This window comes from Vreelandella sp. H-I2, from assembly GCF_052959335.1.
The window spans coordinates 68,987-91,869 of record NZ_JBRAMC010000004.1; the positions used below are offsets into that span (position 1 = coordinate 68,987).

Below are 22,883 nucleotides of genomic sequence, written 5' to 3' on the forward strand. Positions count from 1 at the left end.
TGATTATAACGAACCTACACGCCAGGGTGCAGCGTTATGAGTGCATTTTAAAATGTCGAACGCGTAAGCCTAATGCTGCCAGCCACGCGAAGTAGAGTGAGCCACCCAAGATGACCAGCCCAGTGACCCAGCTTACCCGCTGCCAAAGGCCAAACGTGAGCCATGCCTGCCAATCGGGCGCTATAAAATAGAGTGCCGCACACATCAAAGCGCTGCCACCCAGCAACTGCACAGAATAACGCTTCCAGCCCGGCTGAAAGACCAACACACCTTGCTTATACAGCAAGTAACCCAGTAGGCCAGCGTTCAAAAATGCCGACAGCGCAGTCGCCAATGCCAACCCAGCATGGGCCAGCGGCCAAATCAGCAGTAAATTAAACACCATGTTAGCAACCATGGCGACAATGCCAATTTTTACTGGGGTTTTGGTATCTTGACGAGCAAAAAAGCCCGGCGCCAATACTTTGATTAACATAAAGGCCACCAAGCCGAAGGCGTATGCGCGCAGGCTCATCGCCGCCATTTGTATGTCGTTATCGGTCATTGCGCCGTAATGGAACAGCGTAATCAGCAGTGGCTCGGCCAATACCGCCAGTGCTAGCGCCGCAGGCAAGCCTAACAGCAATACAATCCGAATCGCCCAATCGAGCATGGCGGCAAAGTGCTCTTTGGACTGTTCCGCATGGCGCTTAGAGAGCGCGGGCAAAATAACCGTCCCAATCGCTACCCCAAACACGCCCAGCGGCAACTCCACTAAACGGTCAGAGTAATAGAGCCACGACACACTCCCCGCTGCCAGCAATGAGGCCAGAACGGTATCCAACAGCAGGTTGATCTGTGATACCGACACCCCGAACAGCGCTGGCCCCATCAGCCTTAGAATGCGACGCACGCCCTCATGGGCAAAGTTTGGCCACGGTGTGGGCATCAGCCCTAAACGTAATAAAAACGGCACCTGAAAAACCAGCTGCGCAGCCCCAGCGATCAACACGCCCCAGGCCAGCGCCATGGCGGGCTCTTCCATAAGCGGCATTAAAAACAAGGCCGCCCCAATCAGCGAAAGATTAAGCAGCACGGGGGTAAATGCGGGTACTGCAAAACGATTCCAAGTATTCAGCACGCTGCCTGAAAAAGCGGTCAGCGAAATCAGCAATAAATAGGGGAACGTTAAGCGCAGCATATCGGCGGTCAGCGCCAATTTTTCCGGTTCACTGCCAAAGCCGGGGGCAAACACCCAAATGAGCCACGGTGCACAGAGCATGGCCACGGCTGTAATCAGTGCCAGCACTGCCGTTAAGCTACCGGCCGTGGCATTCAGCAGCGCGCGTATTTCCTCCCGGCTACGCTGGGTGGAGTACTCTGAGAGCACGGGGACAAATGCCTGGTTGAAGGCCCCTTCCGCAAACAGACGGCGTAGAAAGTTAGGAATCTTAAACGCCACGAAAAACGCATCGGCGCCATCTCCCGCCCCCAATAAGGTAGCGATAGCCACATCACGCGCTAGCCCCAGCACCCGCGACAGCATTGTCATCGCACTAACGACGAGGCCTGAACGCATAAGCCCGCGCCGGACCACGTTAGTACCAGGCGTCGTGTTAGGTGTTTTTATCGCCGTCATAAGCTATCCAGAAAAACCGTCCAGAAAAACTAGCCAGAAAAAATCATCCAGGCACAAAAAAACCGGCCGTAGCCGGTTTTTTTTATGGCGCCTGCCGGCTTACGCCGCCAGTGCCTTAATACGCTTGTTCAAACGGCTCTTCAGGCGAGCTGCTTTCTTCTTAGACAGCACGTCTTTGTCAGCAATACGGTCAACGACCGGTTGCATTGCCTTGAACTCTTCCATTGCCTTGGCGTGGTCGCCGGTGCCGATCGCTTTCACTACACGCTTGATGTAGGTGCGGACCATGCTGCGCTGGCTGGATTTCAGGACGCGACGGTTCTCGGCCTGGCGGGCGCGCTTGCGAGCTTGCTTGCTGTTCGCCACAGGGTATCTCCTTGGAGAATAAAGGTTGCCGTTTAAGCGACAACGAAATTAAATATGTGTTTGTCGGCTGCGCTATCACAGCTCGACATTTCCGCAACATGACACTTCTATATCAACCAGTTGATTTGGCAGGCGTTTCACCCTACCAAAACGTACAACAGGCAGTTAAATGAAGCTGCCCATTCACGGGTCTTGTCTGAGAGGATGGCATAGTCTATCACGCACTAACCGTGCTTGCCAGCGGTTGTCAATACTGCACGCCAGCCTTAATACTCTCTTTAATACCCTCTTTGCCCCACACCACAAAATCGAGGTTAAGCACTGACACCTCATAATCGCTTCGCCCGCCTCGCAGGCTAGTTGCTCAACACTTTTCAGTAACACCTTCGTGATAATGAGCATAGCAACCTCAAAAAAAGTGAGCTGGAAACGAGCATAACATGCGCGACATCTCTTCAAACTAGGGACAAGAAGGTAGCAGATGCCACATGCTTCGGCAGGGCGCTAGGTAAGCATGACCAAGCGCGCGTAGAATGATGCTAGTAAGGTGAACAAGCTCCATTATGGTAAAATCATTGAGGCTCTCTGCATTGATTCCTAAAAGAAAGCGACCCAATGGAGCGAATGTCATTACGGCCATCCTTCGAAGGAGAGGTTGTTTCGGGGCAAACCTATGTATTGGTCGACGATGTTACTAATTTGGGCGGGACATTAGCAGAGCTAGCTAATTATATCTTGATTAATGGCGGGAGAGTGGAAGGAACCATCGTGTTATGCAATGCTGGAAGAAGTCATGACTTCGTACCTTCGAAAAAAACGTCACGTTTACTGAAGGAGAGATTTGGCAATGAAATCAAAGAAATATTCGGAATTAGAACAGAAGCGCTTACTACAAACGAAGCCAACTATCTTATCGGCTTCAGAACGACTGACGAGATCAGAAATCGACTCTTTAAGGCAAAAAAAGAAACAACTAAACGATTACGGTCTAAAGGCATTCAGTGACCGGATGCAAGCCAAGGGTTTGTAGGTCTCTAATTTCAGGAAGCCGCTTCTCCGCAACGTTAACACTTATATTTGGCACCAATAGCGGCATGGCGCTTTGAAATGCGCGATGAACAATAGCAGCGAGTCTCGCTCGTAAACACGCTGCAGATGAACCTGCACAATTAAGACTTGACCTACCTGAAGCCAAGCTCAGCCGTTATGGCACTGCCTGCCCGGTGGGCGATAATATTTTGCGCAAGAAATGGCGCGTGCGCTCGTCTTTGGGTGCGGTGAATAACTCTTCAGGCGGGGCTTGCTCGACGATGCCGCCTTCGTCCATAAATACCACGCGATCTGCCACATCCCGAGCGAACTGCATCTCATGGGTGACGACAATCATCGTTTGACGCTCTTCTGCCAACTGCTTCGTCAGGCTTAATACTTCCTCAACCCACTGCGGATCAAGCGACGACGTAGGTTCATCAAACAGAATCACCTCGGCATTCGCCGCCATGGCGCGGCCAATCCCCACCCGCTGTTGTTGGCCGCCCGAGAGCGAAGCCGGGTAAGCATCGGCTTTTTCCGCCAGGCCGATGCGCTCCAGAATCTCCCTGCCCCGCGCATGGGCCTTAGCTTTCGGCAGCTTGTCCACCACAATCATCCCTTCGCAAATATTCTCTAGCGCAGTTTTGTTGGCGAACAGGCCATAGTTCTGAAACACAAACGCAGTTCGGCGGCGCAAAGCCAGAATGTCTGCCCGGCTGGCATGCTGCGTATCAACACTCAAGTCACCCACCTGCAACCGCCCGGCATCCGGTCGTTCAAGGAAGTTAATACAGCGCAGCAGCGTTGACTTACCCGTACCGGAAGGACCAATAACGACGATGATCTCGCCCTTGGAAAGGCTCAAATCAACATCACTAAACACCGTGTGGGCGCCGAAGCGCTTGGTGATGCCTTGCAGCGAAATCATCGTTGGTAGGCCTTATTTAAGTAAATTTCTAACCGGCGTTGCCCCCAGGAGAGTACTTCCACAATCGCCCAATAAATCAGCGCCACCAGTAAGAAGGCTTCTAAATAGAGGAAGCTGCCCGCCGCCTCTTTTTGCGTGGCTCCCATTAATTCGGTAACCCCTAGTGTAAAGGCCAATGAGGTCGCCTTGATCATATCGATAAAATAATTCATCAGCGTAGGCGTCGCCACGCGAGTGGCTTGGGGAAGAATAATACGCCGCATCAACTGGGACTGGGTCATCCCGATGGAGAGCGCGGCTTCTGTCTGGCTGCGGTCAATCCCTACAATCGCAGCACGAATAGATTCGGCCATATAGGCAGAAAAGTGCAGTGTCAGCCCCAGCACTGCAGCGGTAACACCAGTAATCGCGATCAACGAACTAATCAGTTGCGGCAAGCCGTAGTAGAAGAGAAACAGTTGAACCAGCAACGGCGTACCGCGGAAAAACGAGATAAATAGCAGCGAAAGCCCATTTAACACCGGCACTTTCGATACGCGAACCACCGCCAGCAGGCAGGCCAGGATCAGCGCAAAGAGCATGGCGATCGTCGCCATCTGAAGCGTGAGGGGCAAATAGCGCAGCAGAACCGGCAACAGCCCCCACATATATTCAAGGTTAAGCATATTTTTTTAACATAAGTTATACCGCTTATAAGCAAGCGGCCGTGGCAATGCCACAGCCGCATTAAATCAGGGTAGCCTAAACGTTATGGCTGGGTGATATCCGTATCAAACCACTTTTCCGATATCTCACGTAGCTCACCATTATCGCGCAGCTCGGCAAGCGCTGCATCAACACGGTCACGCTGTTCCCGGCCAGCTTCGTCATCACGGAACGGTAGCGCATTTTCAATCGTCGAGAACGGCTGACCCGCCAGCTCTAATGGTAGGCCTTTCTCCTTGATGACCTGCGTAGCACTCACACGATCCATCACAAACGCTTCTACCCGGCCCAATGCCACATCCTGTTCAATGTTAGATTCATAAGTACGAATATCGATTTCGTCAGCATTCGGCTGTTCACGGAGCAACTGCTCGTAGTTGGAGCCCAGGTTTACCGCAACGCTTTTGCCGGACAGATCCTCAACGCCTTGAATAGCGTCATTACCCGCTCGCACCACGACCTGCGCCCCGTCATACACATAGGGCTCTGTGAAAGCATACTTGGCTTCGCGCTCAGGAGTGATCGTGATCTGGTTGGCAATGGTGTCGATACGGCCAGACTCAAGCATACCGGCCAAGCCAGAGAAGCTGGCGGTAACAAACTCGATGTCATCACCGGTTATCTCACCCACGGCATTCATAACATCGACTTCAAAGCCTTTAAGCTCGTCCTGCTCCACAAACGTAAAGGGGAAATAACCGCCCGACATACCCACGCGCAGCGTATCGGCTTGAGCAGAAGTGGCGAATAGGCCGCTAGCAACGCTCAACGAAAGCGCAGCGAGAGTGGTAGTCAACTTGCGTGGTAGTGGCATGATTCTGTTTCCTCGTTGGTTGATAGCCCGACGATACGAATAACCGCATAGAAAGCCTGCACAAAAAGCCATGCGGATGTAATGGCTACCATCTTACCCCCACGACAAAAACGAATAAAAGAATATTAAAGTTAATTTTTATTCTTATTTTGAATATATGCTCAGCCCTAGCGGGTTACTTGTGCTGTATAGCGTAGAACGTATTCGCCGTGGCCGCTTGGCGCTGTGCATCCAATATGTCACCCCCAAGCGCCGCTAGCTCCTGAGTAAACGCCACAAACTTTTCCAACTGCACCTTATCAAACCCGCGCCTGCTCTTGGGCTTTTTGAGAATCACGCTCACACCGCTAATTAGGTGCTCTTCTTGCTGGAAGGTATCCGCGGACGGCATCACCCCTGGGGGGTAAGCATTAGTGACCAATACCGGATTTTGTGGGGTAACACCCGGCACGCTGTAAACATGCAGCGCAGCGTCGTAGTGGGCCTCCCAATTTTGCAGGGTCGTGTGTAACTTATTATTGAGTGCGAGATCAGGCTGGTTAAACATTACAAAGAGTACGTGGTTAGCGCTATTGACGTCAGTGTCTTCACTTTCAGGAACCGCTTCTTCAACTCTATCGTCTTCGGGTAGCGTAGAGGCGCTATTCAACTGAATGGCGTTACTATTGATAGCGGCTTGATCAATAGCCACCTCGCCACCTAGGGGTGAAGGCACCTCGGGCTTAGCGGAAGGTGCCAACTTCTGCCCAGACCTCAACCACTCCCCGCCTCGCCACATCCCACTTTCCAGCACGCCTCTACCGCTCAGCAGATAATAACAAAATACTATCAAGCAGTTAAAACTCAGCCAGGCTGCTGCTATCGCCAAGGTGACCGTCAGTTTATGCGGATCCATAGGTGGTTTCCCGCTAGGTAAGAGTACGTGATTTGAATTTTTATAATTGCCCTTCGGCTCACTATAACTTACTTCTCATCGAAAAAACGAGGTGGGCCAACTTAGCGGGCTAATCAATTAGTGGGAGAGGAGAAGTTAAAATGAGGAAGTTGATAATGGACTAGGGCAGCCTTAAAGCATGTGTCTAGCGCAGCATCGCCAACGTATGTTCACGCTGTTGCTTAATGGCATTGTCTAAAATATCCAATAACGCTTGGTAATCGTCGGGCATCGTATTGTTAAGCCCATAGATCTCGATACGGTCGATGGTGGCTTGGGTTTCACGGATCAGCGCTTCAAGCTTTTCAATCACCTCCTGATGCTCAGTGGCTTTCATAGAGCCTCCAGAAAGAAACGGGGCCTATCGGCCCCATCGGCACTTACTGCTTTAGCCTTGCCGCCAAGCTTCAGCTTAACCCAGCAGAGAAAGAACGTTTTGCGGGGTCTGGTTGGCCTGAGCCAGTACTGAAGTACCAGCCTGCTGCATGATCTGTGCACAGGTCATGTTGGCAACTTCCACTGCATCGTCAACATCCACGATACGGGACTGAGAATTCGCAGGGTTAGCGGACGCTCGCTGATCTGGTGGCAATCAACCAGATGCCGTGCAGCCGCTTTTCGGGCTTCAGGCGTTACCACTTTTTTGACAGCACATCCTTCATGGCCTCAACTTCCAGGAGCTTGTCAGCCAGAAGCTTTTTCAGCTTCTTGTTTCCCGCTTCAAGCTCCCTCAAGCGCCTCGTTTCATTCACTTCAAGGCCTGCGTACTTACTACGCTAGTTGCAGAAGATGTCACTGGCAATTTCCAACTTGCGGCATAGGTCGTCTACCTTGGCGCCTGCCCCATGTTCCTTAATAGCGCCAATAATCGGCTCTTCGATATAACATGTCTTTTCATAGTGAGATCTCCGTCAACAAAAATTAACTGGAAATCTCATCGAGTTCATGGTGTTAGTTTTAGGGGGATAGGCCACCTCAGCGCCAGCGCATCGTTTATAAACTATATTATAAAACATTTTATTACTGATAAACTCAAGACATGCTTTCTGCCAGCCTTTTATCTAAAAAAGGTGAAACTAGCACTTCGTCTACAAATATAGGCTCATAAAAAGCTACACGGTCAAGCACCTCTTTTTCTCCTTCATCGAAATCAACACTTATACCATTACCAGGATTTTTATTAGCATTATGATGGATATTTGCTGCAATATCATGCGTCTCTTTAGCTTTAATCTTATTTTCCACCTTCAAACCAAGTTTTTCACCAATTGCTAAAGTTTTGTGAAAATCGTTAAAATCACTTGTTGAAGCCCATATATAATCTTTACCTAGCTTATTATAAATATCTGCAGCCTTAAGCTGGCGAAAGTAAGAATCTAACACTCCCCAAAAACAGATCTGATAGTCAGTTAGGCTTTCCGGCTGAAAGATAGGCAATGTTCCAGGATAAGAGGGGTCAGAAGAAAAGTGCATACCCATTTTAGTTCGCATGGGGAAGCTACCACGTTTAAAGAGGCTTTTAGCCACCTCACGAAACTCTCGATTAAGAAAAACCAACTTAGGAAAAACCCCCATCCTGATCAATGGGATAAAAAAGCCTTTCCCAAAGACATTACTTGTTTCTACATAATTAGACTCATCGAACTTATTTATAAATTCAATTTTCTCCTCTAAAAATTTAATAGCGTATCGCGGGTTTTCTTTCACCTTAGGTAATAGTGAAGCATAATTAGGTTCAGGCTCATGTTCACTACGTGTATCTTCAAATATTTTAAACACTTCTGTTAACATGGTTGTTCCAGTACGACCATGTGTCACAGTAAAAATAATGTTTTTATCTGTTTTGTTCATAGATTACTACCGTCAATTTTTTTAACAGGCACTGCTGGCCTCCCAGCAACAATCGTATTTTTGGGAACATCTTTTGTTACTAAACTACCGGCAGCTACAACTGCATTCTCTCCTATATGCACAGGACCAAGAACGGTGACGTCAGACCCGAGCCAAACTCCTCTCTCTAGGGTTATATCTCTACCACTATCTGGCACTGCTTTTAAACGAGCAATGCCCGTTTTTTTATAATCATGACTTCCAGTCAAAAGCATGCATCGATGCCCAAAGAAACAATCCTCCCCAATAGTTACATTCCCCGACCTGGTGTTAACCAAAAGATCATTAATAGGAATCGTTGCTTGCTCCAAATTAAGCCGAGATCGATCTCCCCAAACACGCGGCTGCCTTAACTCTAGGTCAGATATATAGGGCATTAACAGCTTTACAAAAGCAGCAAGCTCTTTTTTCTTAACAGTTCGAAGCAACGTCATGAACTCACTGTCATCCGTATTTTCAGAAACTGTTCGTTTTTTCTCTACAATCTCTGGGGATTCATTTTGAATAGGCAACATAGTCTATCTCACTTCATCAATTGATCAAGGTCATCTGAAATTGTCTCATTCTCGTCACTTAAAGACATAACAGGCTCATTTTTTATTGAAGGACCAACATACAACTTCTCTTCAAGCAAATATTTCTCAGCTTTATCTGCATCTATTTCAGCCAAAATTTTATATGCCATATCCTTGATGCCGTACACCGTATGCAACAAAAAAGAAAGCTTTGAACGTTGGCCTGCATTTAGCTCAGCCAGCCGCTCGTGAGTGGGGAGGAAAACGGCATCGACACTTTGAAGCTCGGTAGCTTGGCGAATTTCTGCAGGCACGCTGACCGGCAGGTGGCTTAAGTGCTGTTGGTTGTTGAAACGGTATAGACGGAAACCATGACGTGACATCCAGTGCTGAATTTCAGCTAAGTTTGGCTGTCGTTTATGCGTAGGTTGAAAGGCAATACGCACTTGAATGACTAATGTATCTTTAAGAGCTTTTTTGCCGTTTTCAAGTATCGCCGTTGAATCACTTAAATCGTCCAGAATTAACCAATCCAAACTATCCAGCCCTTTGATGCTATCTAACGCGATGGTATTGATCGGAAGTTTAGCAAGGACGTTCGTACCAGCTGGGTTGGCTCCGTGCTGCTGCTCCATTGGCAGCGGTTCCAAGGTGCTGCTCAATGCTGGGTCTAAACAGGAGTAAAGCGTCGCAGGGTTGCCATCCCCAAGCACTACATGGGGGAAAACTTGTACATCATCGCTACCTTCGAATTGGTTCGGGTTTTCCACTCGGCTGGCAGGGTCGAATGAAACAATACCAAAAGCGTTTAACTGGCGTAAGCCTTCCAAGCCCTGATTTTGAACCAGCTCTGAGCCATTATCAAGTGCTATAATCTTGCTAGGTAATGACCAGTTAAACCCGGTCGCCTCGACTTCCATACTTTCTGCGTAAACAACGTCAATGGGAGTTTCTTCATCTTCAAATTGCGCCTGCCCCGCTTTATCGAATGTTAAAGCGGCAGGCTGCTTTCCTTCACAATGGCGTTGCCAAATGGCACGCATTGCATCGGTAAAGTGTTTTGAAAACCGGGAGGCATCACATACGGGCGACTCTAATAAGACTTGGCGAAGATGCTGCCTAATGGTGGCAAGGCTATCTAAATCCGATGCAAGCTCCAAAACTCTTTCTCGGTACTCTTCCCAAGAGCTAACAACAAGTTCTGACATGCCAGCATTAACCAAATGGGTAGCGCTATGCCGTCCTGCAAAGGTAGGGCCAGGAAGGGAGACGACCGGAACTCCCATTAATAAAGATTCACAAGTAGTTAATCCTCCTGAATATGGCCATGGGTCTAAAGAGATATCCACATCATTGTAACATTGGAGGAGTTCAATATGAGAGGAAGGCCCTTCAATACGTAGTCGATCTGCCGAAACCCCTTCTACCTCCATTAAGTTAATAATACGCTCACGCATTTCAGGATTACCGAGCTGCATGCTTTTAAGGTACAATTGGGAATTGGGCACCTGATGCAACAGTTCAGACCATTGAGCTAGCACTTGTTTGTTTAATTTAGTAGCATTATTAAAGCATCCAAAAGTTATATACCCATTTTTCTTAGCTGGCAACGATGACACTGTAGGCGTGTAACGAGGAGGTGCATAACAAATATAATCATCAGGCATCCGAATTATATTTTCCGTATAATTACCATCAACGCCTAAAGGAGTTTCTATTCTATCACTTAGCAAATAATCTATTGAAGACACACCAGTGGTATTAATTAAACCACCAACCCATTTGACTATAATAGGAGCGGGTGCATTTTCAATAACCATCATTCGATTACCAGCATTATGCCCGGAAAGATCGAAAAGTATGTCAATGTTATCTTCTAACACTCTACGTTCAAGTTGCTCATCACTCATATACTCAACTGATAAAAAAACATCAGCAACTTCTTTGAACCTACTAGTTATGTGATCTTCATGATTATTTGTAGAGTAACAAAAGAATTTAAATTGTGCTTTACCACACTCTTCGAGTACGGATATGATCATTTGACCGACGGGATGACTCCGAAAACCATCAGAAATCATTCCAATTTTTAACTTACGATCCAAAACCTTACTGGTTTCAGGTCTTCTATCAACATGCGAAGGAGAATACTTGACCCCCCATTGCTTAATAATGTCTAAAATATCCTTTTCGGACATATCGGGATGATAATGGGCTGTTGTTAACAGGTTTGAAAAAGCCAAACGACTACTATTAGGAAGCTCTAAGGCTTTACGGTAAGCAGCCATACTTCCATCAATACGGCCCAAGTCGTTCAATGCATTACCATAATTATTCCATAGTGATGCATAGCCAGGAGAAATTTGGAGCCCTTTTTCATAGCAATTTAATGCTTCACTATGCTGATGCAAGGCGACCCATACCATTCCTTGCAGCGAAAGGTACTCAGCTTTACCAGTATCTAAACGGCAGGCTGTCTGTATATGAGTTAATGCTTGCTGATTTTGACGACGCTGGTGTAATAAATAAGCCATGCCGTGGTGCGCTTCAGCGTAATTTGGCTCTATTTCCAAAGCTTTAGCTAATAAAGTCTCAGCTTCTTGAACGTCACCCAATCGATATTTGGCTTCTGATAAGCGCCCATAAACCTCATGGTTAGCCTTATTCTCATCAATTAGCTTTTGGTACTCAGCCGCTGCTTCCAAGCACTTCCCACTTTTAAGCAGAGCGTCCCCTTTGCTTCTACGGGTAGTATGAGGATTAACGGGCAATGAATTTGCCCTATTGGCTTGCTTAACTGAGGAAGACCGACGGGATTTATGACGACTCATATATAGACTCACTGCTGGAAAAAGGGCTCAGGCCATCATAACAACTGGCACACAACCTCCATAAAAAAAACAGGCCCTGTAAACAGGGCCTGTTTCGCTGTACCTACCGATAGCCTTCTAGCGACTAGGAAAGGTTTAGCCCAGCAGAGACAGGACGTTCTGCGGCGTTTGGTTAGCCTGGGCCAGCACCGAGGTACCCGCCTGCTGCAGGATCTGAGCACGAGTCATATTCGCTACTTCACTTGCGTAGTCAGCGTCTTCGATACGTGATCGGGCAGCAGAGAGGTTGGTTTCGTTGGTCTGCAGGTTGGTGATCGCAGACTCAAAGCGGTTTTGGATCGCACCCAAACCAGAGCGCAATTCGTCCACCTGCTTCAACGCAGAATCCAACTGCTCCATCGGATTAGCAGTAGCTCCGCTGAGCAAATCTTTAGCGCCCAACGTGGAGCCATCAACATCAAATTCTGCTGTATTAGGGGTAGTAGTGATATCAGCATCTGCTGGATCCAGTGCAACACGGAACGTCTTTTCATTCGCGGCGCCAGTACCAGCGAACTCAAGCCCCTGAAGGTTCAAAGAGTTGACCTCAGCGTCACTAGCAGCAGTGATAGTCACATCTACATACCAGTTACCAGCTTCATCAACCTGGGCAGTTCCACCAGTAGCAATTGAACCACCTGCAATGCCAAGCTGAGTTGCCAGATCCGCGCTGAAATCCGTTACTGTAGAATCATTGATGCTAGTTGCAGTACCGTATGCTTTCTCAAAAGCTGCAGTTGCTGTAGCTCCACCGCCTGTAAGACCAGTCAAGTCACCCTGCGGGCCGTTAACATTAAAGCTAGCAAGGTTCAGAGTACCTGCCGTGATTTTTTCCAAGGTAACGTCGATTGATTCACCGTCGTTGGCACCTACCTGGATAGACAAGCTACGGTCTTGAGCCAGTACTTTAACGCCGTTAAAGTCAGTCTGCTCAGAGATACGGTTGATCTCGGTCAGACGCTGATCAATTTCGTCCTGGATAGACTTGCGGTCATTCGCTGAGTTGGTGTCGTTAGATGCCTGAACAGAAAGTTCACGAATACGCTGCAGGTTGTCATTTACCTGGTTAAGAGCACCTTCAGCGGTTTGCGCAACGGAGATACCGTCGTTGGCGTTACGCTGAGCCTGTGACAGACCAGTGATCTGTGAGGTCATGCGGTTGGCGATGGCTTGACCAGCGGCGTCATCTTTAGCGCTGTTGATGCGCAGACCAGAGGACAAACGCTCCATCGCGGTAGACAGTGCGTTCTGTGATTTGCCAAGGTTGTTTTGGCCGATCATCGCTGTGATGTTGGTATTGATCACTGACATGGTGTGAGACTCCTTGCTTTGGACACTGGCCCTGAGGCCTGCTTTCGGCCACTGTTTGTGCCGTTATATTAATTAACGGCAGCGCGAGGGGGATCTTTAGGGGAAGTGGTAAAAAAAGATGTAAAAGTTGGTAACTGAAATAGCAGGTGACTCATGCTTGTATGGATACTTGCTAATAGCTTGGGAGTGGCTAGCTGAAGGTAAAGAGTTGCGAGCTAAAGCTGCCTCCTATAGTGCACCCATTCCGGCTCGCAATGTGATTGCTTGATCATGGCATTGCATTACTTCACATATAAAAACGGCCTCACAATTATAGGAGGCCGTTTGTTCATTCGATCTTGGGATTAACGTTATTTCTTGCGGCCTAGTTGTGCATCAAGTGCATCAAATTGCTGGGTGAGGTAAGAACTGGTTTGGTTCATTTGTGCGATCATGCCATCCAACTGACCAAATTGCTTGCGATATCGGGCGATGGTGCTCTCAATCGTCTTTTCCATACGCTCGTAGCGTTCATCTAAACTTTTTACGCGGTTCTCCGCCCCCGTAATAGCGCCTTTGATAGTCCCGTTGTCACTTAACAAGTTATTTAGCGTCGTGGTTAGCTGCCCTGCCATACCGCTTGCTTCATCTTTACCAGCAAAAAAATCGTTGAGCGCGTCGGGGTTCTTGGCCGCTAGATCACTTAACTTGTCTTCATCAAGCTTCAGCGTACCGTCACGCTGCAAGGTAATCCCCAACTGATTAAGGGTCGAAAGCTCACCGTCTGCCACACTCCCTATCATCACACTGCGCAACCGAGACTCAATGGTGCGCACCGTACTGTCTCCTAGCAACTTACCGGCGGTTTGGGTTTTACTATCGTATTTTGTAAGGTTATTAATTGTCCCTTCTAAGCTGTTATAGGCTTTGACAAACGCACCTACCGCCTCGCGCACCGCCAGGGTATTTCGCTCGACGCTTACCGTGCTAGTAGCCGTCTCGCCGTCGTCCAACGTTAAACTTGCAATGTTGAGTGTGACGCCTTGAACAGCATCTTCAATTTGGTTACTGGCACTGGTGATATCAATGCCATTTACCTTCAACACAGCATCTTTACCCATCTGTTGGGTAGCGGCATCTTCACCAAAGGGCCCAGCCACAGCCGCGCCATCGGCATCCACAAAGCTAAAACTGTTGATGGAGGCCTCAGCACCACTTTCCTTTGAACTCAACGCCAATCGATAGCCCGTGCCATCATTGATGATAGAGGCACTGACTCCCGACTCTTTGTCCGCATTAATCGCATCACGAATATCGCTTAGGCTGCTACCGGCTGTCAGTGCAATATCAATACTATCGCCATTGCCAAAGCTAAGCTGAAACGCAGTCGCCCCTTGTAAATCGAGCGTAGCATCTTGATCATCAACACGGCCGGAAGCGAGCGTACCCGCAGTGGCCAACTGGCTAACTTGAACGCGGTAACTGCCGGGCAATGCATCGGCTGTGGCTGTGGCTTTTACGCCCTCTCCCTGCACATTGGCAGACAGGCTCTGATAGAGTTCAGGGTCGTTTATTTTCCCTACTGCGTCTTTAAAAGCGTTCAGCGATGTTTGCAGCTGGCCATAGGCTGAAACTTTGGCTTGCTGTTGTGTTTTCTGCTGCGTGATGGGCGCAAGCTTACCGCGCTCTGCTTTCTGCAGTTGATCCAATAGGCCAGTCAGGTCAAGACCCGAGCCAACTCCAAGGGAGGTTATCGTCGCCATACTGGGTGTTCCTCAGTGAAAAGGCTAAACCAAAACATGCAGCGCATGAGTGTACGCTGGCAATTGTCATATACAATCTTATCGACTGATTAGCGGATGACTTTAGCTCTTTTTCTTTCGCTAAATGGGTTGTTTTTCTTTTGCCAGCAAAAACGCCTGCTTAGAGCAGGCGTTTTAGAGTATTGATGAGTCGGTGGGGATTATTAACCACGTCCTAGCTGCGCATCCAGCGCATCAAACTGCTGGGTGAGATAGCTACTGGTTTGGTTCATTTGCGCAATCATACCATCCAGCTGGCCAAACTGTGTGCGGTAACGAGAAATCGTTTGCTCGATTGATTGCTCCATACGGGTATATTGCTCTACAAGCGATTTGCTAAGATTTTCCGCCCCGCTAATCGCTCCTTCCACTCGGCCATTAGGGCTAAGCAATTGTTCGACAGTAGTATTAACTTGCCCCGCCATACCCGCACCATCTGTATCGCCTGCGAAGAAGGTTGCAAGCGCGCCTTGATTATTGGCAATGGCATCATCAAGTTTGTCATCATCGATCTCAAGCTTGCTATACCCAAGCCCGCTATCGTACTTGTGCGAAATACCAATATCGCTAAGAATGGAGAACTCACCCTCAACAGCCCCACCCAGCACATCACGCAAGCGCGACTCGACAGTACGGATGGTGCTGTCGCCTAAAAGCTCACCCGCTGCGCCGGTTTCGAAATTGAAACTGGTTAAATCGCCAATTTTATCTTTAAGGCCATTGTAGGCTTCCACAAAGTTGGTAACAGCCTCACGAACAACGCGAGTGTCCTGCTCAACGGTAACCGTGCTATCGCCCACTTCTTTTAGGTTAAGTGTCACGCCCTGGATAGCGCCTTCAACCTGATTGGAAGAGCTGGTGATGTCAATGCCGTTAACGGTGAGCGATGCATCAGTACCGCCTTGTAGTGTGTTAGCGGTATCGGCAGTAAACGGTGCCGTACCATCGAAGCTGAAATTGGTAATAGAAGCATCAGCACCGCTTTCGCTAGAGCTAAGCGCAAGGCGGTAATCGGTGCCGTCATTGATGATAGTCGCGTTAACACCGGAATCTTCGTTGGCGTTAATTGAATCGCGGATATCTTCGAGGGTGCTGCCTGACGCTATATCGATCTCTTGGGTGGTACCATCAGCGAAGTTCAGGGTTAACTTGTGGTCAGCATCCGTAATTACTTGATCAGCAGCTGCCACCCCTTCTGAAGCGAGCGTGCCACGAGTAGCTAAGGTATTCACAGTGACGTTATAGCTGCCAACCTGCGCTTCCGCATCGGCAGACGCCGTGATGGCTGAACCACCCACGTTAGTGGAGAGGCTTTCGTAAAGAGTACTGTCATTGAGTGCGTCTGCTGCAGTTTGAAACTGCGAGAGCGCGCTCTGTAGCTGACCATAGGCGGAAATCTTGGTCTGCTGGGTTTCCTGCTGCTCCAAAATCGGAACAAGCTTCTTTTCCTCGGCCTTTTGCAATTGATCCAATAAGCCGTTGAGGTCTAGCCCTGAGCCAATACCGAGTGATGAAATGGAAGCCATGCTTTACCGTCCTTTTTTATAACGTCGTTACGCTAATGTTTACGCTGCCCCATGCAGAAGCCTATCGATGTATTAATGAATACCTTCGGCTATTCAACCGTAAACTTGAATAATTGCACTCTATTTTAGGTATTTAAATGTTACAGAACGTGTGTGCTAAGCGATAAATAACGTTCTTATAGTCTGAGGTAAACTCAGTTAAAACACATTAAGCATCCCATCTTCACCTAATGATAGACCTTGGTCTAATCTAGACGTTAGTTTATAATGCACTGCAACAAGCCCACCTTGGGCTGACTGCAGGAGAACACACGATGCCTCCCGAACTAATGTCTCCAGAAATGGCTGTACAACGCCCTATTCAATCGCCTCAGGGGCTATCTAACGCCGCGAATATTCAGCGTAGCCTTCGCCAATGTTTGTCGGTTGCCGCTGAGCTGCTCTACGATAACGGCCATGTCCTTGAAACCATTACCCTGCCCCAGCGTGGCTTAGCCCGCCGTGAACTGTTAGCGCTTAGCGCGGCAGCGCCCACCTGGGCCACCTGCCAACAGGTAATGGAAGCCAGTGAAGCGGCCACTTTAAATGAGCATGGCCGACTTGTATTGACCCGCCTTGGCCGTGAAATGATGTTTGATATGTTTGGCCAAGGGGCCGCTGATTGCGCTTAGGCCTATCCATGCGGCATTAAAACTGCGCATAAAAAAACCGCCCGTAGGTGCTGCCTACGGGCGGTTTTTGTTTGGGCTTAACGCAGACCGAGCATCGAAAGAATGAAGAGAACTACCACGATAAGACCAATGATATAAATAATATTACGCATTTTTGCGCTCCTTGCTTATTGCGTTTCGGGGAAAATCAAATAGTTGCTTGCCCTTAAGTTACCCCCATAGCCTAGCAGGCTTTTTCTTCTTTTGCGTAGTCTAGGTACATTTCCTTACTCGGAAGTGACATCTCTCGTCATATCCGAAGCGTTTGAGGAACCTCCCCGTCATCTACACCTCAAACCTTTGCCACTGTTACAGAGGGTGCTGCAATGCACGCTACTGCTTTACTGGTTTCGTTTGCTGTTATGTCATTGTTCTCTATCTCTATTGCAGCAGCAAATGAACCGTCAGCGAATGCACTGCAGGCACTCGACCAACAGGCCCAGGCGCTAAACCGCATCCACAGCGTGGTGGTGGCCTATGACGGCGACATTATCCATGAGCATCATCAGGGCGGGCCGGGTGTTGCCTCGCCTACCAATATCAAGTCGCTGTCCAAAACCGTGCTGGCCGCGATTACTGGCGCGGCGATTGAAGCGGGTGTTATCGAATCCGTTGATCAACCCATGGTTGAGTTGTTTGGCGAACACCTGCCTAGCGGTATTGATCCAAAAGTCAGCGAGATCACCGTGGCGCATCTACTCGCCCAGCAAGCAGGGTTGGAGCGTACCTCCGGCAGTAACTATGGCGCCTGGGTGGCTAGCGACAACTGGGTTAACGATGCACTGACCCGCCCTTTTGTCGATGAACCTGGTGGAGAGATGCTCTATTCCACGGGCACCAGCCATCTGCTTTCTGCCGCCCTCACCCACGCCAGCGGCGAAACGACCCATGCGCTTGCTCAGCGTTTACTGGGTGGCCCGCTCAATATTTCTATTCGCCCCTGGTTACGTGATCCGCAAGGCATCTATTTTGGCGGCAATGATATGCAGCTCTCGCCGCGAGCGCTGATAGAGGTGGGCGAGCTGTATCGCAATGATGGCATCGTGTTTGATGAAACAGGTAATGGCGAGCGCGTTCTGCCAGAAGGCTGGGTAGAGGCGTCGTGGCAGCCACGCGGCACGTCACGCTGGACCGGGGACGGTTACGGCTTCGGTTGGTTTATTACCCAGTTGGCAGGTGAAGATGTTTACTACGGCCGCGGCTACGGTGGTCAAGCACTGTACGTTATTCCTGAGCGAAAGATGACGGCAGTGATCACCTCGAACCCCAGCCCACCCTCACCGGGCGGGCAGTTCCAGCATCAGTTGAATAGATTGGTAGTGGGGCTTTTATCGCCAAGCGAAAAGGCGGCGTTTTAGACCGCTTACTCGCCTTTGTGGCCCAGCCCCATCAAGTAGATAGCGGCCGCCAGCGCTAATACGGAGAGCGCTAAATAGATGGCTTCGAGCGGCGTGGCAAAACGAATATCCACCACGGCGCGGAAAAATTCAATAATCACCGCCAGAATGACCACGCGGGCAATTTTGTCTTTTAATTGATCAAGCGATGCGACGTTAAAGGGGTGTTGAGGATAGCGCACTTCCGCTTGATCAATACGGGAGACAAACAGCCGGTAAACGCCTAAACCAAATATCAGCAAGACGATGGCAATCAGATAAATATCGACAGCAATGATGATATCGGGCACCAAACTGTCATGGATATCTTGAGTGCCGCCCAACAGGTAGTAACCCAGCACATCGGCCACCACTTTTAAAATATCCACGGTGCCAACAATAAAAAGTATTAATGAGCCCAACAGGCTGGGTATCACTGCAAGCATGACTAAAAAGCGTGAGTTCCATAGCGCCGTCTCTATGCGCCGCTCCCAATGCCCCTGCTTTTCCGGCGGCTTAGGCGGCGTAGGTGGTGAAGCGTCTGACATTACAATTCCTTGGCTAAAAGTTCCTTGTTTAAAGCAGATTCACCGCGATAAAAACGCAGGTGGCGCCGAATAGCGTAAACCCTAGCAGTAATGCGATTCCATCGCGGGCCACCAACCCCAGCCCGAGCAGCGTCAGCGCCAGCCCCGCGCCGTTGGCCGAAAAGGGAATAAACTCCATCGGTGGCATCGCCAGAGCGATCAATAAACAAACCACGGCCGTCACGCGAATACCGATATATCCCGTCAGCCACGGCAAGCGAACCCGCAACAGCCCATCAATCCAGCGGGCGGGCTTTTTCATGTAATGAATGCCCTTATCAAACTTTTGACGCGAAAGGGAACGCTTCAGCAGCCAACGGGGCAACCAAAACGCTTCACACCCCGCTAGCAATTGTACTGATACAAGCAGCACCAGCGCAGCCATTAGCGTCGGCATACCGGGTATATCGCCAATAATGGGGGTAAGCGTAATCAGCCCGGCGACCAGCAATAGCGGCCCAAATGAGCGCCGCCCCACGGCATTAACGACATCATCAACGCTGATTCGAGGAGCGTCCTGCTCCATGTTCTCGATTGAGTCAATTAAGTCCATTAAATCCGATTCTTCGTTGCGGTTATGCATCGTGGTTATTGCGCTCCTCAATTTGCAGTTTGGTGCGGATAAAATCGCTATGGCTAACATGGAGCAAATCCGCCAAGCGGCGAATACGGTGTTCTTCGAGCGGGTCAACATTGCCGTCGGCCCAAGCCAGTTGCCACATTTGTGCGACCAGCTCACAGCGCTGGTCGTAGTTATAATGCTCTTTGATAAGGCTGACGAACTGATAGTGATCGACGGCGTCATCCACTTCCGCCTGTGCCAACGCCATCAACTCTTCTACGTCGCTTACGCTTAGCCGATAGCGCTCAATTAGCATGCTGCGAAGTGCGTCAAGCTCTTCATCGGTGGTGTCGTAGTCAGCGCGGACGATTTCACACAGCAGGGCGGCAGTCGCCAACTCCAATGTGAGCGTTTGATTTTCGCGCTGTTCGGGTTGCGCCAGGGTGCGCTGGAAGAAATCACTAATGGCGTTCAGCATCGGGTTCTCCTGAGTAGGTGCAGCTCGTCCTTAGCTTAGTCCTGTTTGGTGAGCTGTTCTCTCAATTGTTTGGGCACTTGCTTGATAATCAGGCGATCCTGAGCGGCGTCGTACTCAATGCTTGAGCCAAGCAGATGTGAGTCAAAACTAATCGAGACACCACCTGCACGCCCCGTAAAGCGGCGAAACTGGCTCAAGGTGCGCTTATCAGGAGGGATTTCCGGCGAGAGGCCGTAATCGGCGTTGCGAATATGCTCGTAAAAGGCTTTCGGCTGCTGTTCGTTAACCAGCCCGGAAAGTTCTTCCAGTGTCATCGGTTCGCCACGGCGCAGCTGTTCGTTGGCGTAGTCCACTAGCGTGTCGGTTTTTTCGCGACTCACTTCGTCGTCGTAATCTTCTTTCTCGACGTAGTCGCTGAACGCTTTGAGCAGCGTACGGGTTTCCGCCGGGGCATCGACGCCCTCTTCCATGCCCAACAAGGCCACCAAGCCTTCAGCGAGTTTTTTGCCGCCGCGGTCTTTCAAGAACGAGACATACTGCGCATTCGGCGCATCGCTCTGCCACTGGGTGAGGTTAATGCGCGCCGCGAGGGTGAGCTGGCTGGTGTTGAGCTGCGCGGCGGGCACCGCTTGGTGATCGCTATTGATACCGATCCCTTCGCGCTGATGCACTAAGGCTACCAACAGGGTTTCCGTATCGCCCTGGCGCTGGTGGCTGATCACTAAGTAACCACTTACCGACAACTGCTCTTGAAGTTGCTTGGCGAGACGCTCAGCCAGTGCAATAGAGAACTCGGCAAAGCTTTTGTCACCCGCAAGGTAGTCGCGCAGCCACATGGCCAGCGGTCCGGCCTGTTCGCCCTCCTCTGCAAAGCGCCCCCAGCCTTTGGGCTTGGTGTTGTAGGTGTCATTCAGCGCACCCACCAGGCTTGGCATCACCGGGTCGTCGCCGGACTCAGAAGACTGCTTTTCAGAGAACTGAGGTTCAGAAGAGCCGGGCGCAGCGGTCAGGGTTAAGCGCTCACCGTCAAGCGTGGGGTCAAGGCGGTGCACAATACTTTGCAGTAACGGCATAGGGGTCTGCTAGTTTCCAGAGGTTCGTTTTAAAGATGGCTAAACGTGAATTAGGGTTTAAGGCGGTAGCCGGTGCGAAAAATCCAGCCAATCGTGGCCAGGCAAGCCACCAGGAACAGGGTAATCATGCCCACACTTGCCACTAAGCTGACATCGCTAATACCGTAAAAGCTCCAGCGAAAGCCGCTCACCAAATACACCACGGGGTTGGCCAAGGTGATGGTTTGCCAAAACGGCGGCAACATATCAATAGAGTAGAAACTACCGCCCAAAAAGGTCAGCGGGGTAATCACTAGCAGCGGTACCAGTTGCAGCCGGTCAAAGCCATCCGCCCAAATACCGATGATAAAGCCGAGCAGGCTAAAGGTGACCGCCGTAAGCACTAAGAAGGTCAGCATCCAAAACGGGTGGGCAATCTCCAGCGGTACGAAAAAACTCGAGGTCGCCAGAATGAGTAGCCCCAGTAAAATCGATTTCGAGGCCGCCGCCCCTACGTAGCCAATCACAATCTCTAAATGTGAAATAGGCGCTGAAAGCAGCTCGTAAATGCTGCCCGAAAACTTGGGGAAGAAGATGCCGAAGGACGCGTTTGAAACACTTTGTGTTAACAGCATCAACATAATCAGCCCAGGCACGATGAAGGCGCCATAGCTGACCCCGTTGACCTCACTGATTCTTGAGCCGATCGCCGCACCAAACACCACGAAGTAGAGCGACGTAGAAATGACCGGCGAGACAATACTTTGCAGTAGCGTTCGGCGCGTGCGCGCCATTTCCGCCATATAGATGGCGCGAACAGGATGCAGGTTCATGCGCGCTCCTTAACCAAATCAACGAAAATATCTTCAAGCGAGCTCTGCCGGGTGTTCAGGTCTTTAAACGTGACGCCTTCCCGCTCTAGGGCGGTTAATAGCTCAGAAATCGCGTGACTATCCTCTTCCTGGCTACCGTCGTAGGTATAAATCAGCTCATGCCCTTCAGCCGCTAGGCTCAGTTCAAAGCGTTGCAGGTTGGCAGGCACCTCGGTTAACGGGTTGTGCAGGTTAAGGGTCAACTGCTTACTGCCCAACTTGCTCATCAAAGCGGCTTTCTCTTCCACCAGCACCAACTCGCCGCGATTAATGACGCCGATACGGTCAGCCATCTCTTCGGCTTCTTCGATGTAGTGGGTGGTCAGAATGATAGTAACGCCGTTATCGCGCAGTTGGCGCACGACATCCCACATCTCTCGGCGTAGTTCAACATCGACCCCGGCGGTGGGCTCATCCAGAAACAGAATGCGCGGCTCATGCGAGAGCGCTTTGGCGATCAGCACGCGACGCTTCATGCCACCCGAAAGCGTCATTAGACGGTTGTTGCGCTTATCCCAAAGCGCCAGCGACTTAAGCACTTTCTCGATATGCGCAGGATTAGGCGCTTTACCAAACAGGCCGCGGCTAAAACTAACGGTGTTCCAAACGGTTTCAAACGCTTCGTTGGTGAGCTCTTGAGGCACTAGCCCAATGCGCTCGCGGGCTTGGCGGTAGTGGGTAAGATTATCGAACCCATCGACCAGCACATGGCCAGCGGTCGGATTGACCAAGCCGCATACCACGCTGATAAGGGTGGTTTTGCCCGCCCCGTTGGGGCCGAGCAGGGCAAAAATTTCGCCACGTTGAATCGTTAAATCAATGTGGGTTAACGCCTGAAAACCACCCTCGTAGGTTTTATTCAGGCCGTTAATGCTAATAATCGGGTCGTTCAAGGCGTACTCCTCACACCGCGATCAAGTGACCGCGGTGCTTGACGGCCTTTTAGGCGAAATTAA

General features: G+C 49.9%; 23 protein-coding genes and 1 pseudogene. 3 read left to right on the forward strand and 21 right to left on the reverse strand.

Annotation, left to right across the window (positions count from 1 at the left end):
• Nucleotides 1-34: 34 nt before the first annotated feature.
• Together murJ and rpsT are read right to left on the reverse strand one after the other, a co-directional pair.
• Nucleotides 35-1,558, reverse strand: coding sequence for a murein biosynthesis integral membrane protein MurJ (gene murJ / locus ACUVOF_RS11100; RefSeq protein WP_447044413.1), 1,524 nt, complete (start codon nucleotides 1,556-1,558; stop codon nucleotides 35-37).
• A gap of 159 nt (nucleotides 1,559-1,717) precedes the next feature.
• Nucleotides 1,718-1,984, reverse strand: coding sequence for a 30S ribosomal protein S20 (gene rpsT / locus ACUVOF_RS11105; RefSeq protein ID WP_022521977.1), 267 nt, complete (start codon nucleotides 1,982-1,984; stop codon nucleotides 1,718-1,720).
• Nucleotides 1,985-2,608: 624 nt separating this feature from the next.
• Here rpsT and ACUVOF_RS11110 point away from each other — a divergent pair.
• Nucleotides 2,609-2,989: a phosphoribosyltransferase gene (locus tag ACUVOF_RS11110; RefSeq protein WP_447044414.1), complete on the forward strand. Its 381-nt coding sequence runs from the start codon at nucleotides 2,609-2,611 to the stop codon at nucleotides 2,987-2,989.
• Nucleotides 2,990-3,188: 199 nt separating this feature from the next.
• On the opposite strand, the gene ACUVOF_RS11115 is transcribed toward ACUVOF_RS11110, so the two are convergent.
• The 13 genes and pseudogenes from ACUVOF_RS11115 to fliD (ACUVOF_RS11175) all read right to left on the reverse strand — a co-directional run bounded on the left by ACUVOF_RS11115 (nucleotide 3,189) and on the right by fliD (ACUVOF_RS11175) (nucleotide 16,290).
• Complete coding sequence (locus tag ACUVOF_RS11115; RefSeq protein WP_447044415.1) at nucleotides 3,189-3,944, reverse strand: amino acid ABC transporter ATP-binding protein; 756 nt, start codon at nucleotides 3,942-3,944, stop codon at nucleotides 3,189-3,191.
• Nucleotides 3,941-4,609 carry an amino acid ABC transporter permease gene (locus ACUVOF_RS11120; RefSeq protein ID WP_113269456.1) on the reverse strand — a complete coding sequence of 223 codons (669 nt, stop codon included), beginning with the start codon at nucleotides 4,607-4,609 and terminating at the stop codon, nucleotides 3,941-3,943. Before ACUVOF_RS11120 ends, ACUVOF_RS11115 begins: the two co-directional genes overlap by 4 nt.
• Nucleotides 4,610-4,692: 83 nt before the next feature.
• A complete protein-coding gene (locus ACUVOF_RS11125) occupies nucleotides 4,693-5,463 on the reverse strand; it encodes an amino acid ABC transporter substrate-binding protein (protein WP_447044416.1) in 771 nt (256 codons plus the stop codon).
• A 175-nt stretch (nucleotides 5,464-5,638) separates the two neighbouring features.
• Nucleotides 5,639-6,358 (reverse strand): hypothetical protein, encoded by a 720-nt coding sequence (locus tag ACUVOF_RS11130; protein WP_447044417.1) that lies wholly within the window; start codon nucleotides 6,356-6,358, stop codon nucleotides 5,639-5,641.
• A gap of 184 nt (nucleotides 6,359-6,542) precedes the next feature.
• Nucleotides 6,543-6,734: a hypothetical protein gene (locus ACUVOF_RS11135; RefSeq protein WP_447044418.1), complete on the reverse strand. Its 192-nt coding sequence runs from the start codon at nucleotides 6,732-6,734 to the stop codon at nucleotides 6,543-6,545.
• Nucleotides 6,735-6,809: 75 nt separating this feature from the next.
• Complete coding sequence (locus ACUVOF_RS11140; protein ID WP_447044419.1) at nucleotides 6,810-6,989, reverse strand: flagellin; 180 nt, start codon at nucleotides 6,987-6,989, stop codon at nucleotides 6,810-6,812.
• A 46-nt stretch (nucleotides 6,990-7,035) separates the two neighbouring features.
• Nucleotides 7,036-7,278, reverse strand: a pseudogene (locus ACUVOF_RS11145) (transposase); the annotation flags it as partial.
• Between the two features lie 151 nt (nucleotides 7,279-7,429).
• Nucleotides 7,430-8,248: a hypothetical protein gene (locus ACUVOF_RS11150; RefSeq protein ID WP_447044420.1), complete on the reverse strand. Its 819-nt coding sequence runs from the start codon at nucleotides 8,246-8,248 to the stop codon at nucleotides 7,430-7,432.
• Nucleotides 8,245-8,802 (reverse strand): acyltransferase, encoded by a 558-nt coding sequence (locus ACUVOF_RS11155; protein WP_447044421.1) that lies wholly within the window; start codon nucleotides 8,800-8,802, stop codon nucleotides 8,245-8,247. The genes ACUVOF_RS11150 and ACUVOF_RS11155 overlap by 4 nt, the downstream gene beginning before the upstream one ends.
• Nucleotides 8,803-8,810: 8 nt before the next feature.
• Nucleotides 8,811-11,633: an O-linked N-acetylglucosamine transferase, SPINDLY family protein gene (locus ACUVOF_RS11160; RefSeq protein ID WP_447044422.1), complete on the reverse strand. Its 2,823-nt coding sequence runs from the start codon at nucleotides 11,631-11,633 to the stop codon at nucleotides 8,811-8,813.
• A 135-nt stretch (nucleotides 11,634-11,768) separates the two neighbouring features.
• Nucleotides 11,769-12,983 (reverse strand): FliC/FljB family flagellin, encoded by a 1,215-nt coding sequence (locus ACUVOF_RS11165; RefSeq protein ID WP_447044423.1) that lies wholly within the window; start codon nucleotides 12,981-12,983, stop codon nucleotides 11,769-11,771.
• Nucleotides 12,984-13,333: 350 nt separating this feature from the next.
• On the reverse strand, nucleotides 13,334-14,725 hold the full coding sequence (gene fliD / locus ACUVOF_RS11170; RefSeq protein ID WP_447044424.1) for a flagellar filament capping protein FliD: 1,392 nt from the start codon (nucleotides 14,723-14,725) through the stop codon (nucleotides 13,334-13,336).
• 203 nt (nucleotides 14,726-14,928) lie between these two features.
• Complete coding sequence (gene fliD, locus ACUVOF_RS11175) at nucleotides 14,929-16,290, reverse strand: flagellar filament capping protein FliD (protein ID WP_447044425.1); 1,362 nt, start codon at nucleotides 16,288-16,290, stop codon at nucleotides 14,929-14,931.
• Between the two features lie 314 nt (nucleotides 16,291-16,604).
• On the opposite strand from fliD (ACUVOF_RS11175), the gene ACUVOF_RS11180 reads away from it, so the two are divergent.
• Nucleotides 16,605-16,961 carry a hypothetical protein gene (locus ACUVOF_RS11180; protein ID WP_447044426.1) on the forward strand — a complete coding sequence of 119 codons (357 nt, stop codon included), beginning with the start codon at nucleotides 16,605-16,607 and terminating at the stop codon, nucleotides 16,959-16,961.
• Nucleotides 16,962-17,326: 365 nt separating this feature from the next.
• Entirely contained in the window at nucleotides 17,327-18,358 is a 1,032-nt protein-coding gene (locus tag ACUVOF_RS11185; protein WP_447044427.1) for a serine hydrolase domain-containing protein, read from the forward strand.
• Between the two features lie 5 nt (nucleotides 18,359-18,363).
• Here the strand turns inward: ACUVOF_RS11185 and ACUVOF_RS11190 are convergent, their stop codons facing one another.
• Genes ACUVOF_RS11190 through ACUVOF_RS11215 form a run of 6 tightly spaced genes read right to left on the reverse strand, consistent with a single transcriptional unit; the run spans nucleotide 18,364 to nucleotide 22,820 of the window.
• A complete protein-coding gene (locus ACUVOF_RS11190; protein WP_447044428.1) occupies nucleotides 18,364-18,924 on the reverse strand; it encodes a YqhA family protein in 561 nt (186 codons plus the stop codon).
• A gap of 28 nt (nucleotides 18,925-18,952) precedes the next feature.
• On the reverse strand, nucleotides 18,953-19,546 hold the full coding sequence (locus tag ACUVOF_RS11195; protein WP_447044429.1) for an exopolysaccharide biosynthesis protein: 594 nt from the start codon (nucleotides 19,544-19,546) through the stop codon (nucleotides 18,953-18,955).
• The gene (locus tag ACUVOF_RS11200) at nucleotides 19,539-20,003 is read right to left on the reverse strand and encodes a tellurite resistance TerB family protein (RefSeq protein WP_447044430.1); all 465 of its coding nucleotides are present in this window, start codon (nucleotides 20,001-20,003) and stop codon (nucleotides 19,539-19,541) included. Before ACUVOF_RS11200 ends, ACUVOF_RS11195 begins: the two co-directional genes overlap by 8 nt.
• Nucleotides 20,004-20,038: 35 nt before the next feature.
• On the reverse strand, nucleotides 20,039-21,076 hold the full coding sequence (locus tag ACUVOF_RS11205) for a nucleoid-associated protein (RefSeq protein WP_447044431.1): 1,038 nt from the start codon (nucleotides 21,074-21,076) through the stop codon (nucleotides 20,039-20,041).
• Nucleotides 21,077-21,126: 50 nt separating this feature from the next.
• Entirely contained in the window at nucleotides 21,127-21,888 is a 762-nt protein-coding gene (locus ACUVOF_RS11210) for an ABC transporter permease (RefSeq protein WP_447044432.1), read from the reverse strand.
• Nucleotides 21,885-22,820 carry an ABC transporter ATP-binding protein gene (locus ACUVOF_RS11215; RefSeq protein ID WP_447044433.1) on the reverse strand — a complete coding sequence of 312 codons (936 nt, stop codon included), beginning with the start codon at nucleotides 22,818-22,820 and terminating at the stop codon, nucleotides 21,885-21,887. The genes ACUVOF_RS11210 and ACUVOF_RS11215 overlap by 4 nt, the downstream gene beginning before the upstream one ends.
• Between the last annotated feature and the right edge of the window lie 63 nt (nucleotides 22,821-22,883).

Bases quoted from the DNA above. Each gene is read 5' to 3' on its own strand.
- murJ (WP_447044413.1), bottom strand. From the start codon at position 1,558: ATGCGTTCAGGCCTCGTCGTTAGTGCGATGACAATGCTGTCGCGGGTG.
- ACUVOF_RS11110 (WP_447044414.1), top strand. From the start codon at position 2,609: ATGTCATTACGGCCATCCTTCGAAGGAGAGGTTGTTTCGGGGCAAACC.
- ACUVOF_RS11115 (WP_447044415.1), bottom strand. From the start codon at position 3,944: ATGATTTCGCTGCAAGGCATCACCAAGCGCTTCGGCGCCCACACGGTG.
- ACUVOF_RS11120 (WP_113269456.1), bottom strand. From the start codon at position 4,609: ATGCTTAACCTTGAATATATGTGGGGGCTGTTGCCGGTTCTGCTGCGC.
- ACUVOF_RS11125 (WP_447044416.1), bottom strand. From the start codon at position 5,463: ATGCCACTACCACGCAAGTTGACTACCACTCTCGCTGCGCTTTCGTTG.
- ACUVOF_RS11130 (WP_447044417.1), bottom strand. From the start codon at position 6,358: ATGGATCCGCATAAACTGACGGTCACCTTGGCGATAGCAGCAGCCTGG.
- ACUVOF_RS11135 (WP_447044418.1), bottom strand. From the start codon at position 6,734: ATGAAAGCCACTGAGCATCAGGAGGTGATTGAAAAGCTTGAAGCGCTG.
- ACUVOF_RS11150 (WP_447044420.1), bottom strand. From the start codon at position 8,248: ATGAACAAAACAGATAAAAACATTATTTTTACTGTGACACATGGTCGT.
- ACUVOF_RS11155 (WP_447044421.1), bottom strand. From the start codon at position 8,802: ATGTTGCCTATTCAAAATGAATCCCCAGAGATTGTAGAGAAAAAACGA.
- ACUVOF_RS11160 (WP_447044422.1), bottom strand. From the start codon at position 11,633: ATGAGTCGTCATAAATCCCGTCGGTCTTCCTCAGTTAAGCAAGCCAAT.
- ACUVOF_RS11165 (WP_447044423.1), bottom strand. From the start codon at position 12,983: ATGTCAGTGATCAATACCAACATCACAGCGATGATCGGCCAAAACAAC.
- fliD (WP_447044424.1), bottom strand. From the start codon at position 14,725: ATGGCGACGATAACCTCCCTTGGAGTTGGCTCGGGTCTTGACCTGACT.
- fliD (WP_447044425.1), bottom strand. From the start codon at position 16,290: ATGGCTTCCATTTCATCACTCGGTATTGGCTCAGGGCTAGACCTCAAC.
- ACUVOF_RS11180 (WP_447044426.1), top strand. From the start codon at position 16,605: ATGCCTCCCGAACTAATGTCTCCAGAAATGGCTGTACAACGCCCTATT.
- ACUVOF_RS11185 (WP_447044427.1), top strand. From the start codon at position 17,327: ATGCACGCTACTGCTTTACTGGTTTCGTTTGCTGTTATGTCATTGTTC.
- ACUVOF_RS11190 (WP_447044428.1), bottom strand. From the start codon at position 18,924: ATGTCAGACGCTTCACCACCTACGCCGCCTAAGCCGCCGGAAAAGCAG.
- ACUVOF_RS11195 (WP_447044429.1), bottom strand. From the start codon at position 19,546: ATGCATAACCGCAACGAAGAATCGGATTTAATGGACTTAATTGACTCA.
- ACUVOF_RS11200 (WP_447044430.1), bottom strand. From the start codon at position 20,003: ATGCTGAACGCCATTAGTGATTTCTTCCAGCGCACCCTGGCGCAACCC.
- ACUVOF_RS11205 (WP_447044431.1), bottom strand. From the start codon at position 21,076: ATGCCGTTACTGCAAAGTATTGTGCACCGCCTTGACCCCACGCTTGAC.
- ACUVOF_RS11210 (WP_447044432.1), bottom strand. From the start codon at position 21,888: ATGAACCTGCATCCTGTTCGCGCCATCTATATGGCGGAAATGGCGCGC.